Below are 14,840 nucleotides of genomic sequence, written 5' to 3'. Positions count from 1 at the left end.
CGCTCAGCCCGCGCGCGCCGCCGCGCACACCGCGTCCGCGATCCGTGCCACGTCCTCGTCGCCGGTGACGTACGGCGGCATCGTGTACACCAGATCACGGAACGGCCGCAGCCACACGCCCGCGCGCACCGCCGCCTCGGTCGCCGCCGCCATGTCGGCCTCGTGGTCGAGCTGGACCACGCCGATGGCGCCCAGCACCCGCACGTCCCGCACGCCCGGCAGCGCGGACGCCCCGGCCAGACCGGCGCGCAGCCCGGTCTCGATCCGTCTCACCTCGCCCGCCCAGTCCTGACCGAGCAGCAGGTCGAGGGAGGCACCCGCCACCGCCGCCGCCAGCGGATTGCCCATGAACGTCGGACCGTGGGCCAGTACCGGCACCTCGCCCCGCGAGATGCCCTCGGCCACCCGGGCCGTGCACAGTGTCGCGGCCATCGTCAGGTAACCACCGGTCAGCGCCTTGCCGACGCACATCACATCCGGGGTGACCCCGGCGTGGCCGGCCGCGAACAGGGCGCCGGTCCGGCCGAAGCCGGTGGCGATCTCGTCGAACACCAGCAGCACGCCGTGCTCGTCGCACGCCTCGCGCAGCACCCGCAGATAGGCGGGGGAGTGGAAGCGCATCCCGCCCGCGCCCTGCACCACGGGTTCCACGATCACCGCCGCCAGTTCCCCGGCATGGGCGGCGACCAGTTCCCGCAGGTGGGCCTCGTACGCCGGGTCGGGCCCGGCGTCGAAGCCGTCCGGCGGCGCGTCCGCGAAGACCTGCTCCGGCAGCACCCCCGACCACAGGTGGTGCATGCCGCCGTCCGGATCGCACACCGACATCGGCTGCCAGGTGTCCCCGTGGTAGCCGCCGCGCCAGGTCAGCAGCCGCCGCCTGGCCGGTCTGCCGAGCGAGCGCCAGTACTGCAGGCACATCTTGACGGCCACCTCGACCGACACCGAGCCGGAGTCGGCCAGGAAGACGTGCTCCAGCCCCTCGGGGGCGATGTCCACCAGCCGCTTGGCCAGCCGCACGGCCGGCTCGTGGGTGAGCCCGCCGAACATCACATGGCTCATCCGCTCCAGCTGGGCGCGGGCCGCCTCGTTGAGCACCGGGTGGTTGTAGCCGTGGATCGCCGACCACCACGACGACATCCCGTCGACCAGCTCCTCGCGTCCCCAGGCCGGCCGGGCCAGCCGCAGCCGGACCCCGGAGGCGGCGGAGACCACCAGCGGTTCGGTACGGCCCGGCATCGGGCCGTAGGGGTGCCAGACATGGCGGCGGTCGAGGTCGAGCAGCTCCCCGTGCGGGAGCGGCGCGTCAGGCATTGGGCGGCAGCTCCGTACCCGCGCCCCGCCGCCGTACGGCCACCAGGTCCGTACGGGCCGCGGAGGGCGGGAGACCGCCACCGGTCCGCTCGCGGGCGCCCGAACCGTCCGCGCGGTCGGCCCCGTCCGCGCAGTCCGCGTCACCGCACGGTCCGCGGCCGCCGCCGGACGCGGCGAGCGCGCCGGCCCGGTGCTCCGGCAGGGTCCGCTCCCCGGCGCCCTCCACCTCGAAACCGGCGTCGGCGATCATCTCCAGGTCGGCCCGGCCCGCCTGGCCCTCGCTGGTGAGGTAGTCGCCCAGGAAGATCGAGTTGGCCAGGTGCAGGGCCAGTGGCTGCAGCGACCGCAGATGCACCTCGCGCCCGGCGGCCAGCCGCACCTCCGCGTCGGGGCAGACGAAGCGGACCATCGCCAGGATGCGCAGGCAGCGCTGCGGGGTGAGGTTCCACTCCTTGGCCAGCGGCGTCCCCTCGAAGGGGATGAGGAAGTTCACCGGTACCGAGTCCGGGTCCAGCTCGCGCAGCGCGAAGACCACGTCCACCAGGTCCTCGTCGGACTCGCCCATGCCCGCGATCAGCCCGGAGCAGGCCGACAGGCCGGCGGCCCGCGCCTGCCGCACCGTCTCCACCCGGTCGGCGTAGGTGTGCGTGGTGGTGATCTCGCCGTAGGCCGCCTCGGAGGTGTTGAGGTTGTGGTTGTAGGCGTCCGCGCCCGCCTCGCGCAGCCGCTCGGCCTGGCCCTCGGAGAGCAGCCCGAGACAGGCGCACACCTCCACGCCCTCGTTCTGTTCCCGGATGGCGTCGATGGTCTTCGAGACCCGGTCCACGTCCCGGTCGGTGGGCCCGCGGCCACTGGCGACCAGGCACACCCGCTTGGCGCCGCCGGCCACGCCCGCGGCGGCCGCCGCGACGGCCGCCTCCGGCTTCAGCCAGGTGTACTTCAGGATGCCGGCCTTCGAGCCCAGCCGCTGCGAACAGTACGAGCAGTCCTCGGGACACAGCCCCGACTTCAGGTTGACCAGGTAGTTGAGTTTCACCCGCCGGCCGAACCAGTGGCGCCGCACCCGCCCGGCCGCGGCCACCACGTCCAGCAGGTCTTCGTCGGACGTGGCCAGCACGGCCAGCGCCTCGTCACGTGTGGGCGGCTCGCGTCGCAGCCCCTTGTCCACCAGCGCGTTCAGCAGGTCCATGGTGCCGATCCTGGCCCACCGCACCGGTCCGGGCCAAGGACGCACCCCTACAACCGGGCAGGTGGAGCTCTGTGCGGCACCGCACCCGCCGCGGGCCCGGCCGCGGCTACCGTCGGGCCTGACCGGCCGGAGCACCGGCACGGCCGGGAGCAGACGCACCCGACAGAAGACGGCGCCCGACACAGGACGAGGGACGGCCAGATGCCGCAGGAGCCAGACCGCAGCCCGGACCCGTTCGGCTGGATCGGGGAGCAGCGCGAACGGCGCCGCCGCGCGGGACTGGCGCGTACCCTGCGACCCCGCGCCGCCGACTCCCCGCTGCTCGACCTGGCGGGCAACGACTACCTGGGGCTGGCCCGCCACCCCGTCACGGTCGCCGCCGCCCGGGAGGCCGTACACCGTTGGGGCACGGGCGCCACCGGCTCCCGGCTGGTCACCGGCAGCACCGAACTGCACGCCGAACTGGAGGCGGAGCTCGCCGCCTTCTGCGGCTTCGAGGCCGCCCTGGTGTTCTCCTCCGGCTACACCGCCAATCTCGCCGCCGTCACCGCCCTGGCCGGCCGGGACGCGCTGGTGGTCTCGGACGCCGCCAACCACGCCTCGCTGATCGACGGCTGCCGCCTGGCACGCGCCCGGACCGTGGTCGTCCCGCATGCCGATCCCGGTGCCGTCGGCAGGGCGCTCGGCGGTTTCGACGGGCGCGCCCTGGCCGTCACCGACGCCGTCTTCTCCGTCGACGGCGACGCCGCGCCGCTGCCCGGCCTGGCCGCCGTCTGCCGCGCCCACGGAGCCGCGCTGCTGGTGGACGACGCGCACGGGCTCGGCGTCCTCGGTGACGGCGGGCGGGGCGCCCCGTACGCCGCGGGCCTGTCCGGGGCCCCGGACGTGGTGGCCACCGTCACCCTCTCCAAGGCCCTGGGCAGCCAGGGCGGCGCCGTCCTCGGACCGGCCGGGGTGATCGACCACCTGGTCAACACCGCCCGCAGCTTCGTCTTCGACACCGGCCTCGCCCCGGCGGCGGCCGGGGCCGCGCTCGCCGCGCTGCGGCTGCTGCGGGCCGAGCCCGGCCGGGCCGCACGGGTCCGCGAGGCGGCCGGGCGGCTGTACGGGCGGCTGACGGCCGCCGGTCTGGACGCCACCCGTCCGGACGCCGCCGTGGTCTCGGTGCGCGCGCCCTCCCCGGACGCGGCCGTCCGCTGGGCCGCCGGCTGCCGTGCCGCCGGACTGGCCGTGGGCTGCTTCCGGCCTCCGTCGGTGCCCGACGGGGTCTCCCGGCTGCGGCTGACCGCCCGCGCCGATCTGTCCGCCGCCGAGCTCGACACGGCGGCGGACACCGTCGCCCGTACCGCGCCCGCCGCCTGACGGGGTTCCTCCGCGGGGCGGTGCGAGGCCCCGGGGACAGCCGGGGCCGGTTCACCGCCGCTCCGCGGAACGGCCCGGGGGCCGTCCCGCCGCGGGGGTCCTCGTTCCGGACACCCTGCGGCGCAGCCCGAAGGGCAGCAGGGCCCACACCGCGACGCAGAAGACGAGGACGCCCGCCGCCACCGCGATCCCGGCGGTCCGTCCCAGCACCACGTCCACGACCAGCAGCACCGCCCCGGTCAGGGCGAGGGCGAGCACCACGAGACCGGCCCCGGCCAGCCGTGAGGAGACCTCGACGATCAGTCGTTTCGCCCCGCGCCGGAACAGCACCCGGTGCAGCGCCGCCGGGGCCGTGAAGAGGATCGAGGAGGCGACGGCCAGCAGCAGCGTGGTGAGGTAGGTGCCGCGCTGCACCGCGTCCAGTTCGGTGAAGCGCTGGGTGAAGGCGAGGGTGAGGAGGAAGGCGAAGAGGATCTGGACCCCCACCTGGATGACCCGCAGTTCCTGCAGCAGTTCGACGAAGTTGCGGTCATCGCGTTCCAGGGGTGTCTCGCGGCGCTCGTCCATACGGATCCGGGTTCCGCGTACGGCGGCCTTCACTCGCCGCCGCACCCGGGACCCGCTCACCGGTACCGGTGGCGGCACCGGCGGGCCCGGTCAGTCCGGCCGGCCGTCCGGTTCCGGCGGGAGCGCCACCAGGGAGGTGCGCCGCGGGCCGTCCAGTACGCGCAGCGCCCGTGCCAGGGTGGCGGCGTGCAGCTCGGACTCCCCGCGCCCGTGCATCACGGCCAGGGCGTCCCGCAGCGCCGCCGCCCGGCCGGCCAGGGCCTGGGCGGCGCGCAGGGCCCCGTAGGTGTCGCGTCCCCGGGCGGGATTGATCCGGCCCAGCAGGTCGACGATCTCCAGATAGCGGTCGATCACCTCGCCCTCCGCCCTGGTCAGGGCGGGCAGCGGCGGCAACTCGGGCGGCAGCACCGGGCGCGTCCCCTCTCTCAGCCGGCCGCGCGTGCCGCGCGGGACGCCCTGCGGTCGGCCGTGAGCCGGTCCACGAGCCCGTAGGCCACCGCGGCCCCGGCGTCGAGGAACAGGTCCCGTTCGATGTCCTGCCGGACGCGTTCCAGGGGCTGCCCGGTGTGCTCGGCCAGCAGTTCCTCCAGCTTGTGGCGGGTGCGCAGCATCTCCTGGGCCTGGATCTCCAGGTCACGGGCCTGTCCCCGGACGGGCTCGGCCAGGGAGGGCTGGTGGATCATCACCCGCGCGCCGGGCAGGGCCAGCCGCTTGCCGGGGGTGCCCGCGGCGAGCAGGACGGCCGCGGCGGAGGCGGCCTGTCCCAGGCAGACGGTCTCGATGTCGCAGCCGACGAACCGCATCGTGTCGTGGATCGCCGTCATCGCGGTGAAGGAGCCGCCGGGGGAGTTGATGTAGAGCGAGATGTCCCGTCCGGGCGCGGAGTGCTCCAGGTGGAGGAGCTGCGCCATGACGTCGTTGGCCACGGCGTCGTCGATCGGGGTCCCGAGGAGGACGATGCGCTCCTCGAAGAGCCTGGAGTACGGGTCCAGGGTCCGGGATCCGTAGCCGGTGGGCTCGGTGAACTCGGGCAGGACATGACGGGCGGTGGGGCGGTTCGTCCGGTGCACGGTGCGGTCCCTTCGTCGGCCGGGCGGGCGGGGCGGTGGGGAAAACGTACATAATTTGCAGGACGTACATCTGGTTATGCTGGGAGCATGGCTTATGAAATTCCGGTGACGCAAGCCCGCGCCGAGCTCGCCGACCTGATCAACCGCGTGGTGTACGGGGGCGAACGGGTGGTGGTGACGCGCCACGGGAAACCGCTGGTGGCCCTGGTGACCGCCGCTGACCTGGAACGACTGGAACAGCCGGGTGAGACCGGGCAGGACGGGGTGATCAGCACGGTCTCCACCGTGCGGGAGGTGCCGTCCGCTCCCGGCGAACGCGGTCGCTTCGGTATCGCGGCACATCACCCGGGCCCCGCCTCCGGGGACCGGCGCCCGGGCCGCGGGATGTAGGAAGCCGGCGGTCGGGCCGGGCGCCGGCCGCGACGGGGGGCGGCCCAGGGGGGCCGGCGGGAGGCGCGCCGCGAGCGAGCCGGTGCCCGGTTACGGGACGGTGCTCACGGCGCGGCGCTCACGTCGCGGTGCTCCCGGAGACCGGGCCGGAGCCGTCGTCCTTCTCGCGGGCCGCCGCCTGCGCGGCCTTGGCGTCGGGCGCGTACAGGTCCACGTACTCCTGGCCGGACAGGTTCATGATCGCGTACATGATCTCGTCGGTGACCGCGCGCAGCACCGTGCGGTCGTCCTGCATCCCGGCGAAGCGCGAGAAGTCCAGCGGTTCGCCGAAGCGGATGGTCACCCGCCCGATCTTCGGCAGCTTCCGGCCCGGCGGCTGGAGCTCGAACGTCCCCACCATGGCGCACGGCACCACCGGCGCCTTCGACCGCAGCGCCATGACGGCGACCCCGGTGCGGCCCCGGTACAGCCGTCCGTCGTGGGACCGGGTGCCCTCGGGGTAGATGCCGAGCAGCTCGTCCCGGCCCAGGACCTTCAGCCCCTCCTCGATGGCCGCCCGGCCCGCCCCCCTGCCCGACCGGTCCACCGGGATCTGCCCCACGCTGCGGAAGAACGCCGCGGTGAGTCTGCCCTTCAGGCCCGGCCCGGTGAAGTACTCGGCCTTGGCCAGGAAGGTGATGCGCCGCCTGAGGATCGCGGGCATCAGGAAGTGGTCGGAGAAGGACAGGTGGTTTCCGGCGACGATCGCCGCACCCTCGTCCGGAACGTGCTCCAGCCCTTCGATCCGGGGCCTGAACAGCAGCCGCAGCAGCGGTCCCAGCAGGACGTACTTGAGCACGTAGTAGAACACGGGGCGGCTCCCGTCTGTACCGGTGTACCGGGTCGGCTGGTGCGCTGCGTTCCGCGAGGTCACGAGGCGGAACGGGGGGTCAGTCTATGTACGGGCGGCGGCGCGCGTGACCGGCTCCGACGGGGGCCGTGCCGGCCGGGGCCGGCATCCGTACGGGGGTGCCGGGTTCTTCCGTCTCACGTCTGACCTCTACCCGCCGGCCGCCGGGGCAGACGCCGTCCCGCCGCGGACGGCACGCCACGGCGCCGGGCGTCCGGGAGGGCGCGTGGTGCCGTTGCGGGAGCGGACGGGGGAGGAAGGGTCTGCGGGCGGGCTCCCGCGGGTAGCCGTGGGCAATGTTCTTCGACACCTGGTACGACCTGCTGCGTGTGGCCGTCATGACCGTCTGCGCCTACGCCGCCCTGATCGTGGTGGTGCGGCTGTCGGGCAAGCGCACGCTGGCGAAGATGAACGCCTTCGACCTGGTGGTCACCGTGGCCCTGGGCTCGACGCTGGCCACCATCCTCCTGAACCGGACCGTCTCCCTGGCCGAGGGGGTGCTCGCCCTGGCCCTCCTGGTGGCCCTGCAGTTCGTCAACGCGCAGGCGGCGGTGCGCTCCCGACGCTTCCGGCGGCTGATCAAGGCCGAGCCGACGCTGCTGCTGAGCGACGGGCGGCTGCTCACCGGGGCGATGGCCAGGCAGCGGGTCACGGCGAGCGAGGTGCACCAGGCGATCCGCTCCCAGGGGATCGGCGCGATCGAGGACGTCGCCGCGGTGGTCCTGGAGACCGACGGCAAGTTCAGTGTGCTCCCCCGGTCCCAGGAGGGTTCGGGCAGCTCTCTGCGGGAGGTCCGGAACCCGGCGGGCGCGGCACCGGACAGGTGACCGGCCGCGGCCGTGCGGTATGCGGTACGGGGCCGTCACGCCCCGTCCGGCCGGTCGCCCTCCGCTGCCCGTCCGGTGCCGCGCGACTCGAGGAAGTAGGCCCCCAGGCTGCCGGCGAGGGTGGCGAAGACGGCGACGGAGTAGACCGCCAGCACGATCTCCAGCACTCTGGCGAAGGGGTCGGGGCGGCCGAGCGGCTCCCCGGTGACCGCGGCCAGCGCGGTCGCGTGCAGGGCCTCGCCCAGGGTGGGATAGACGCCGAACTCGTACAGCAGCTCGGCGCTGCCCAGCACGGTGAGTGCGGAGACGGCCGCCAGCCAGCCGATCCGGTCGCCGAGCACCCGGCGCGCGGAACGGGAGGAGCGCACCACCGAGGACAGCACCCGTCCGGTGCGCAGCATCCGCACCGAGCGGGCCAGCCGCAGCACCCGCAGGAAGGGCAGGAGCAGGAAGAGGAGCTGCCACCAGTTGCGGCGCAGAAAGGCCCCGGTGTCGGGGGCGACGACGACCCGGACGAGGAACTCGGCGGCGAACACCGCCCACAGCAGCCAGCCGGTCACGGTCAGCGCCGTACTCAGCGCGCCGTCCGGACGGGCCAGCCGCTCCCCGAGGACGACCAGCAGGAACAGCACCCCCAGCACGCTCATCACCGGGGTGGCGCGGTCCAGCAGTTCCTGGGCGAAGCGCTCGCGTTCGTCGCGGGGACGGGAGGGCAGCTCGGGCACACCGCCGCCCCTACCCGCTGCCGGGACGAACAGTCCCGCGACGGGAGGCCCCGGTACCGTGCCGCGGGCGGCCACCGGGATCCGCCGCCGGAGTGCGCCACCGGGGTGCGCCGACGCCGAGCGGACATGCCGCGCTCGGAGTTGGGCAACAGCGTGTGCATGCTGGATGTTCTGCTGACCGTCGCGGGTCTCCTCGCCCTCGGGGTGGCCGTCCTCTTCCGCCGTATCCAGAGCGCACCGCTGAGCGGACCGCTGCTGGCCCTGCTGACAGGGATCCTCTTCGGCCCGGAGGTACTGCGGGTCATCGACCTGCCCACGGTGCTGGACGCGCACAGGGAACTGCACGAGTTCTCCCGGCTGCTGCTGGCTGTCTCGGTGATGGCCGTGGCCCTGCGCTATCCGATCCACGACGTACGGGCCCTGGCGAGGCCGGTGTCCGTCCTGCTGGTCGTGGCCATGCTCGGGATGGCACTGCTCACCACGGCGCTGTCGGCCGCAGTGCTCGGCGTCGGCCTCGGCGCCGCCGCGCTGCTGGGCGCGGCCCTGTGCCCGACCGACCCGGTGCTCGCCTCCAGCGTGGTCACCGGCGATCCCGCGGAGAAAAGCGTCACCGCCCGCACCCGGCAGCTCCTCTCCCTGGAGTCGGGGGCCAACGACGGCCTCGCGCTGCCCCTGGTGCTGGCCGCGGTGGCGATCGCCGGGACGCTGTCGGGAACCGACGCGCTGCTGGAGTCCCTGTGGCAGGTCCTGGGCGCGGTCGCCCTCGGCGTGGTGGCGGGGGCGCTGGGCGGAAGGGTGCTGCGCGCCGCCGAGGCCAGGAGGGACGTCGAGGCGGGCCCGCTGCTGGTGTACACCCTGCTGCTGGCCCTCTCCGTCCTGGGCGCGTCCGGGCTGCTCCGCACGGACGGCGTACTGGCCGTCTTCGTCTCCGGCCTGGCCTTCAACGCGACGAGCTCGGTGAGCGAGCGCGCCGACGAGAACAAGAACGACGAGGCGGTCAACCGCTTCCTGGTCCTGCCGCTGTTCGTGGTGTTCGGGGCCATGATCCCCTGGAGCGAGTGGGGGGAGCTGGGCTGGAGCGGCCTCCTGCTGGTCGCCGGCGTACTCCTGCTGCGCCGTCTGCCGGTCCTGCTCGCCCTCAAACGCCCCCTGTCCCTGGGCTGGCGGGACGCCGTCTTCCTGGGCTGGTTCGGTCCCATCGGGGTCTCGGCCCTGTTCTACCTGACCATGGAGGCCCACCGGCTCGGCGTCGACCCCACGGTCCTGGCAGCCGGCACGCTGGTCGTCGCCGCCAGCACCGTCGTGCACGGCGCCACCACGGCCACCGGCCTGACCCTCTACCGCAAGGCGGGCGAACGCGGCGGGGAGAGGACGGAGGCCGCCGGATGAACGCGCCCATCGCCCTCCTGGGCTGCCTCCTGCTCCTCCTCGTACTCGCCGACGCCTCGATCACGGCCCTGTCCATGGTCAGGGTGACCGGCCCGGTCACCGGATGGGTGACCCGTGGAGTGTGGCGGCTGTTCCTGGCCGCCCACACCAGGAAGCCGGGCGGCGGGCTGCTGCAGTGGAGCGGAACGGTCACCCTCCTGGTCACCTTCCTCACCTGGACGCTGCTGCTGTGGGCCGGGTGGCTGCTGTTCTTCGCCTCTCACGAGCGGGCCGTCGTCGGCTCCCTGACCTCCGCTCCTGCCGACGGCTGGTCGCGGGTGTACTTCACCGGCTACACGGTCTTCACGCTGGGTACCGGCGACTACGTCCCCGGCACGGCCTGGGCCCAGGTGGCCACCGCCGTCGCGGCGCTGTCGGGGCTGTTCCTGGTCACCCTGTCCCTCACCTATCTGGTGCAGGTGGTCCAGGCGGTGGTCCACAAGCGCTCCGTGGCCGTGCAGGTCCACGCCCTGGGACCGGACGCCGGGCGCATCGTCGCCGGGGGATGGACCGGCGACGGGTTCAGCTCCATGTTCAACCAGCATCTGGTCTCCCTGACCGAGCCCCTGCTGCGGATGGGGGAGCAGCACCTGGCCTTCCCGGTCGTCCACTACTTCCACTCGAACGTCCGCGGCAAGGCACCCGCCTGTGCCGTGGCCGACCTCGACGACGCCCTCCTGCTGCTGCGGGCCGGCACGGACCCGCGGGCCCGGCCCGACCCGGCGGCCACCGGCCCGCTGTGGGCCGCCCTCGGTCAGGTGCTGGACAACCTGCAGGGCCGGTTCTTCTCCCGGGCGGAGCGGGAGCGGCCCGCTCCCGCCCTGTCGGCACTGCACGAGGCGGGGGTTCCCGCCGTCGACGAGGAGCGGTACGCCGCCCAGGTGCGTGAGCAGGCCCGGCGGCGGCGTGCCGTCCAGGGGTTCCTGCACAGCGACGGATGGCGCGACGGCCGCCCGGACTCCTGAGAACGCCGGGAGCACACCGGGCGGAGGCCGGTACGCCGGGGGCCCCGTCCGCGGTCCGTCCGCCGTCACTCCGCGGTGCGGCCGGTCCGGCCCGGGACCGCACACGCCGCCGAGGTCGCCGAGGAGGACCGGTCCGGCCGGGTGCGCTGCCCTGCCCGGTCGGTACGCGCACCGGGTGCGGGGATCTCCCGCCGCCACGGATCGTGGCCGAGGGAGGCGAAGACCCGGTGCATCGCCTCGGCGACGTCCGCGGCCCCGCACCGCGCGTCCAGGCCCGCGGCCCGCCGGACGGCCGCCGTCCAGTTGGGGAGCTCCGCGTCCAGCCAGCCGAGTGCCTCGGCCCGGCCGCCGGGGAAGTCCGTGGTCCCTGCCCCCGCTCCGGCCGTCCCCCCGGCGGCCCGGAGCGCGGCGGCGGCCCGGTGCAGCAACGCGTCCGCCATACGGCTCTCGGCCGCCGCCCGGACGGCCGGGCCGTCCGCCGCGCGCAGCTCCCCGGCCGCGAAGAGCCGCAGCAGCTCGGGAAAGCGGTACCGGAAGGCGGCCGCGGCGGGTTCCAGCAGCCCGGCGTCGGCCAGTTCCTCCAGTGCCGCTCCGGCGGCGGGGGGCGGCAGCGTGGCCAGCGAGGCGGCGAGCTCGGGCCCGAAGTCCGGTCCCGGCACGAGGGCCAGCAGACGGAACAGCCGGCGGGTCCCGGGCGTCAGCTGCCGGTAGGAGGAGGCGAAGGAGGCACGCAGGAGCCGCCCCCCGTACCCGAGACGGCCGAGCCGCGGCCCCTCGGGACGCAGCAGACCGACCAGCTGCCGCACGGGAGCCGCCGGCCCGGCCCGGCTGGCGAGGACCGCGAGGCGGTTCCCGGCGGCCCGCAGCGCCGGAGGCAGGCGGCCGCAGAGCCGGGCGAGCTCCTCGGCCGCCCCGGGCTCGGCGGCGACCGTGCCGCCGCCGGCCACCCGGTCCAGCAGCCGTACGGCCTCCGCCGTGGACAGGACGCCCGGCCGGAGCCGCACGGAGCTCTCCAGACCGGCCAGGGCCCGCCGGCCGGTCACCAGGACCAGACAGCGCGGGCCGCCCGGAAGCAGCGGTCTGACCTGTTCCTCGTCGGCCGCGTCGTCCAGGAGCAGCAGCATGCCGCGGCCGTGCGTCACCGACCGGTAGAGATCACCGCGTTCCTCGGTGTCGGACGGGATCCGGGCGGCGGGGACGCCCAGGGCCCGCAGCAGCCGGGCGAGGGCGGCTCCGGAGCGCAGCGGCCGTGTGCCGGAACCGCCCAGGGAGAGGTGGAACCGGCCGTCGGGGAAGTGGTCGGCGCACTCCTGGGCGAGCCGGAGCGCCAGCGCGGTCTTCCCCAGCCCCGGCTGCCCGGTGACGAGGGCGATACCGGCGGTGGTCCCCGTACCGCCGGCCGCCGCTGCGGCCAGCGGGCGCAGCGCGGCCAGTTCCGGTCCGCGTCCGGTGAAGTCGGCGGGCGGGGCGGGGAAGGCGGGGGACACGGTCCCCGGCGCGGGGGAGGCCGGGGGCGGCCCGGACCGCCCCCGGCCTCCCCGGCCCGCGGTGGCGGCCCGGTGCAGCTCCGCCCGCAGCCGCGGGGAGGCGCCGAGCGCGTCCGCGAGCGCCTCGACGGTGGACCGCTGGGGACCGCGGTTGCGGCCGCTCTCCAGCTCGCTGACCGAGCGGGTGCTGACGCCGGAGGAGACCGCCAGCTCGCGCTGGGTGAGACCCGCCGCCGTGCGCGCGCCGCGCAGCAGCGGGCCCGGACCCGCGGGAGGTGGGGGGTGTCGGGGTGTCATGACCGCCATGATGTCGAGGGGGACCGGGCAGGTTCCCGGGAAATCGAAAGGTGCCGTCCCGTTGCCCTTCCGGGAACTCGTAGAATGATTTCCGTGCAACTCCCAAGTGCACACCTATGGTTACCCGGAAATTCCGCCGCCGCGGCCGACGGGGCGGCGGCCGGAACGACGGCGGCAGGGGCGGTCGGCCACCGAAGTCCGCTGGCGGCACTGCTGGCCGCGCACCGGGCCGAGGCGGGACTGACCCAGGAGGCCCTGGCCGCGGCGGCGGGCATGAGCGTCCGGGCGGTCCGCGATCTGGAGGCGGGCCGGGTACGCGTACCGCAGCGGCGGTCCGTGGAATCCCTGGTCGGGGCGCTGTCACTGACGAGCGGGGCCCGGGAGCGCTTCCTCGGCGCGGTCGCCGAGGCACGCCGGGACCGGACGCGTGTCCGGAACGGCTCGGGGCGGTGTGCCGGCGGCGCGCCGGGCGACGGGGCGGGGACGCCCGCGGATCCGGTGCCGGCCCAGCTCCCTCCGGCACCGGCGGACTTCACCGGACGGACGGCCGAGGCCGCCGCGCTCCACCGGGCGCTGCGGAACGCCCCGCACCGTCCGCCGGGAACGGGGACGGCCGTCCTGGCGGTGACGGGCGGGGCGGGGGCGGGCAAGACCGCGCTGGCCCTGCACACCGCCCACCGGCTGCGCGACTCCTTCCCCGACGGACAGCTGTACCTGGATCTGCGGGCCAGCCGCGGTGGTCCGCCGGACACCGCCAGACTGCTGGCGAGGCTCCTGCGCGGTCTGGGCGTTCCGGCCGGGGACGTCCCGCCGGGCGAGGCGCCCCGGGCCGCGCTCTACCACCGGATCACGGACGGCCGGCGCCTGCTGGTGGTCCTGGACGACGCGCCGGACGCGGCCGGTGTCCGGCCGCTGCTGCCCCGGGCGCCGGCCGGCGCGGTCCTGCTGACCGGCCGGCACCGGTACGGCGGGCGGCTTCGCGGCGCGGAGGAACTGCGGCTGGGCCCGCTCGGCAGGCCGGCGGCCGAGGCCCTGCTCGCCCGGCTGGTGGGCCCGGAACGGGTGGCGGCGGAACCGGCGGCGGTGGCCGCCGTGCTCGACCGCTGCGCCGGGACGCCGCTGGCCCTGCGGACGGCCGCGGCATGGCTCGCCCGGCACCCCCGGTGGAGCATCGCCGCCGTGCTCGGCGGGCCGGCCGGGGGGTGGGGCGGACCGGAGGCTCCTCAGCGGCCCGCGGCGCCCGGCCCGCCCTCCACCCCGAGTGAGCGCAGCGTACGGCCGTAGGCACGGCGGGTGTGCTCCGCGGCGGCGGCGTCACCGACCCGCTCCCGGGCCGCGACCAGCGTCCGCCACGCCGCGTCCAGGTACGGATCGAGGACGAGGGCCCGCTCGGCGGCCGTCGCCGAGGCGCACACCCGGACCCGCCGCAGCTCGTACTCCGCGAGCGTCGCCCACAGCCGGGCGGCCTGCTCGCGCAGCCTCCGGCGTTCCCACACCACCCACTCCGAGGCGCCCTCCTCGGGCAGCAGTTCGCCGCCGTACCAGCGCAGCGCGGCCCGCAGGCCGGCGATCCGCTCCTCCACCCGCCCCTCGTCCGAGGCCCTCAGACAGTCGGTCAGCCGGTCGAACTCGCGGACGTCGGAGACGAACTCCCGCCCCACGGCCAGGCCGTAGGAGTGCTCGTTCCGCGGCAGCAGGGTGGCCGCCCCCCGTGCCGCCCCCGCGTCCAGCAGTGACCGCAGCCGGGAGACGGTGACCTGGAGGTTGCGCACCCCTGCCTCGTGGTCGAGGTCCGGCCACAGCGCGGCGAGCAGTGTGTCGCGGTGCACGAACGTGCCGGCCCGCAGTGCCAGCAGCCGCAGCAGACTGCGGACCTTCGGCCGGACCGCGCCGCAGTCCACCGGTACTCCCCGGACGGTGACGCGCAGGCCGCCGAGGCAGTGGATCTCCACCGGGGCCCCGGCCGCACCGGACTGCCGTGGGACTCCCGCCAGGGCGGTGCCGGGCTCCGCACCGGCCGGCCGGCCGGGCGGTGAGGGAGGCCGGGGCCCCGCCGGACGCGGTCGCGGCGCACTCGTCGCACAGGGCGACAAGCCCCCGGCGTGTTGTAAGCCGGTTCCCCCCTCGGGAATCCTCATCGGCTCGGCGTTACTGGAAGATCCGTACACAGCGCCGCTCCCCTCCGGGCGCGACTCGCCCGGCCCTGGCCCACCCCCCGTACCGACGGGCCGCGGGGACCGCGAAGGCCGTCACGCCGCAGCCGCGTCCAAGCAGACCATCCGGACCCGCCCGGAAGCGAGGCAGAACAGCTAGCAGAGTTCGGACCGCGGGGG

The 14,840-nt window shown here is 75.5% G+C and carries 15 protein-coding genes; 6 read left to right on the top strand and 9 right to left on the bottom strand.

Annotation, left to right across the window (positions count from 1 at the left end):
* Positions 1 to 3: 3 nt before the first annotated feature.
* Together V1L54_RS13005 and bioB are read right to left on the bottom strand one after the other, a co-directional pair.
* The gene (locus V1L54_RS13005) at positions 4 to 1,311 is read right to left on the bottom strand and encodes an adenosylmethionine--8-amino-7-oxononanoate transaminase (protein WP_330118128.1); all 1,308 of its coding nucleotides are present in this window, start codon (positions 1,309 to 1,311) and stop codon (positions 4 to 6) included.
* Positions 1,304 to 2,500, bottom strand: coding sequence for a biotin synthase BioB (gene bioB / locus V1L54_RS13000; protein ID WP_330118127.1), 1,197 nt, complete (start codon positions 2,498 to 2,500; stop codon positions 1,304 to 1,306). The genes V1L54_RS13005 and bioB overlap by 8 nt, the downstream gene beginning before the upstream one ends.
* A 201-nt stretch (positions 2,501 to 2,701) precedes the next feature.
* On the opposite strand from bioB, the gene V1L54_RS12995 reads away from it, so the two are divergent.
* Entirely contained in the window at positions 2,702 to 3,862 is a 1,161-nt protein-coding gene (locus V1L54_RS12995) for an 8-amino-7-oxononanoate synthase (RefSeq protein ID WP_330118126.1), read from the top strand.
* Between the two features lie 51 nt (positions 3,863 to 3,913).
* Here V1L54_RS12995 and V1L54_RS12990 read toward each other — a convergent pair whose 3' ends face one another.
* From V1L54_RS12990 to V1L54_RS12980, 3 genes are all read right to left on the bottom strand, one after another.
* The gene (locus V1L54_RS12990; RefSeq protein ID WP_330118125.1) at positions 3,914 to 4,429 is read right to left on the bottom strand and encodes a DUF6328 family protein; all 516 of its coding nucleotides are present in this window, start codon (positions 4,427 to 4,429) and stop codon (positions 3,914 to 3,916) included.
* Between the two features lie 90 nt (positions 4,430 to 4,519).
* The gene (locus V1L54_RS12985; RefSeq protein ID WP_330118124.1) at positions 4,520 to 4,837 is read right to left on the bottom strand and encodes a hypothetical protein; all 318 of its coding nucleotides are present in this window, start codon (positions 4,835 to 4,837) and stop codon (positions 4,520 to 4,522) included.
* Between the two features lie 17 nt (positions 4,838 to 4,854).
* Positions 4,855 to 5,499, bottom strand: a complete 645-nt coding sequence (locus V1L54_RS12980) for an ATP-dependent Clp protease proteolytic subunit (RefSeq protein WP_330118123.1) — start codon at positions 5,497 to 5,499, stop codon at positions 4,855 to 4,857.
* 87 nt (positions 5,500 to 5,586) lie between these two features.
* On the opposite strand from V1L54_RS12980, the gene V1L54_RS12975 reads away from it, so the two are divergent.
* Entirely contained in the window at positions 5,587 to 5,889 is a 303-nt protein-coding gene (locus V1L54_RS12975; RefSeq protein WP_330118122.1) for a type II toxin-antitoxin system Phd/YefM family antitoxin, read from the top strand.
* A 118-nt stretch (positions 5,890 to 6,007) separates the two neighbouring features.
* On the opposite strand, the gene V1L54_RS12970 is transcribed toward V1L54_RS12975, so the two are convergent.
* A complete protein-coding gene (locus tag V1L54_RS12970) occupies positions 6,008 to 6,739 on the bottom strand; it encodes a lysophospholipid acyltransferase family protein (protein WP_330118121.1) in 732 nt (243 codons plus the stop codon).
* A 335-nt stretch (positions 6,740 to 7,074) separates the two neighbouring features.
* Here V1L54_RS12970 and V1L54_RS12965 point away from each other — a divergent pair, with 335 nt between their 5' ends.
* Complete coding sequence (locus V1L54_RS12965; protein WP_330118120.1) at positions 7,075 to 7,605, top strand: DUF421 domain-containing protein; 531 nt, start codon at positions 7,075 to 7,077, stop codon at positions 7,603 to 7,605.
* A 35-nt stretch (positions 7,606 to 7,640) separates the two neighbouring features.
* Here V1L54_RS12965 and V1L54_RS12960 read toward each other — a convergent pair whose 3' ends face one another.
* The gene (locus V1L54_RS12960; RefSeq protein WP_330118119.1) at positions 7,641 to 8,330 is read right to left on the bottom strand and encodes a hypothetical protein; all 690 of its coding nucleotides are present in this window, start codon (positions 8,328 to 8,330) and stop codon (positions 7,641 to 7,643) included.
* A gap of 159 nt (positions 8,331 to 8,489) precedes the next feature.
* Between V1L54_RS12960 and V1L54_RS12955 the strand changes: the two genes are divergently transcribed.
* Positions 8,490 to 9,719, top strand: a complete 1,230-nt coding sequence (locus V1L54_RS12955) for a cation:proton antiporter domain-containing protein (RefSeq protein WP_330118118.1) — start codon at positions 8,490 to 8,492, stop codon at positions 9,717 to 9,719.
* On the top strand, positions 9,716 to 10,723 hold the full coding sequence (locus tag V1L54_RS12950; protein ID WP_330118117.1) for a potassium channel family protein: 1,008 nt from the start codon (positions 9,716 to 9,718) through the stop codon (positions 10,721 to 10,723). The genes V1L54_RS12955 and V1L54_RS12950 overlap by 4 nt, the downstream gene beginning before the upstream one ends.
* 65 nt (positions 10,724 to 10,788) lie before the next feature.
* Here V1L54_RS12950 and V1L54_RS12945 read toward each other — a convergent pair whose 3' ends face one another.
* The gene (locus tag V1L54_RS12945) at positions 10,789 to 12,507 is read right to left on the bottom strand and encodes a helix-turn-helix domain-containing protein (protein ID WP_330118116.1); all 1,719 of its coding nucleotides are present in this window, start codon (positions 12,505 to 12,507) and stop codon (positions 10,789 to 10,791) included.
* A 93-nt stretch (positions 12,508 to 12,600) separates the two neighbouring features.
* On the opposite strand from V1L54_RS12945, the gene V1L54_RS12940 reads away from it, so the two are divergent.
* Positions 12,601 to 13,791: a helix-turn-helix domain-containing protein gene (locus V1L54_RS12940; RefSeq protein WP_330118115.1), complete on the top strand. Its 1,191-nt coding sequence runs from the start codon at positions 12,601 to 12,603 to the stop codon at positions 13,789 to 13,791.
* On the opposite strand, the gene V1L54_RS12935 is transcribed toward V1L54_RS12940, so the two are convergent.
* Positions 13,731 to 14,459 carry an AfsR/SARP family transcriptional regulator gene (locus V1L54_RS12935; protein ID WP_330118114.1) on the bottom strand — a complete coding sequence of 243 codons (729 nt, stop codon included), beginning with the start codon at positions 14,457 to 14,459 and terminating at the stop codon, positions 13,731 to 13,733. The two genes, V1L54_RS12940 and V1L54_RS12935, sit on opposite strands and share 61 nt — an antisense overlap.
* Positions 14,460 to 14,840 lie beyond the last annotated feature (381 nt).

This window comes from Streptomyces rubellus (assembly GCF_036323805.1).
GTDB lineage: Bacteria > Actinomycetota > Actinomycetes > Streptomycetales > Streptomycetaceae > Streptomyces.
Note: the sequence above shows the minus strand (reverse complement) of the source record. Positions and strands in the feature narration are given on the sequence as shown.

Coding starts and splice junctions, on each gene's coding strand:
- V1L54_RS13005 (WP_330118128.1), bottom strand. CDS start 1,311: ATGCCTGACGCGCCGCTCCCGCACGGGGAGCTGCTCGACCTCGACCGC.
- bioB (WP_330118127.1), bottom strand. CDS start 2,500: ATGGACCTGCTGAACGCGCTGGTGGACAAGGGGCTGCGACGCGAGCCG.
- V1L54_RS12995 (WP_330118126.1), top strand. CDS start 2,702: ATGCCGCAGGAGCCAGACCGCAGCCCGGACCCGTTCGGCTGGATCGGG.
- V1L54_RS12990 (WP_330118125.1), bottom strand. CDS start 4,429: ATGGACGAGCGCCGCGAGACACCCCTGGAACGCGATGACCGCAACTTC.
- V1L54_RS12975 (WP_330118122.1), top strand. CDS start 5,587: ATGGCTTATGAAATTCCGGTGACGCAAGCCCGCGCCGAGCTCGCCGAC.
- V1L54_RS12965 (WP_330118120.1), top strand. CDS start 7,075: ATGTTCTTCGACACCTGGTACGACCTGCTGCGTGTGGCCGTCATGACC.
- V1L54_RS12955 (WP_330118118.1), top strand. CDS start 8,490: ATGCTGGATGTTCTGCTGACCGTCGCGGGTCTCCTCGCCCTCGGGGTG.
- V1L54_RS12950 (WP_330118117.1), top strand. CDS start 9,716: ATGAACGCGCCCATCGCCCTCCTGGGCTGCCTCCTGCTCCTCCTCGTA.
- V1L54_RS12945 (WP_330118116.1), bottom strand. CDS start 12,507: ATGACACCCCGACACCCCCCACCTCCCGCGGGTCCGGGCCCGCTGCTG.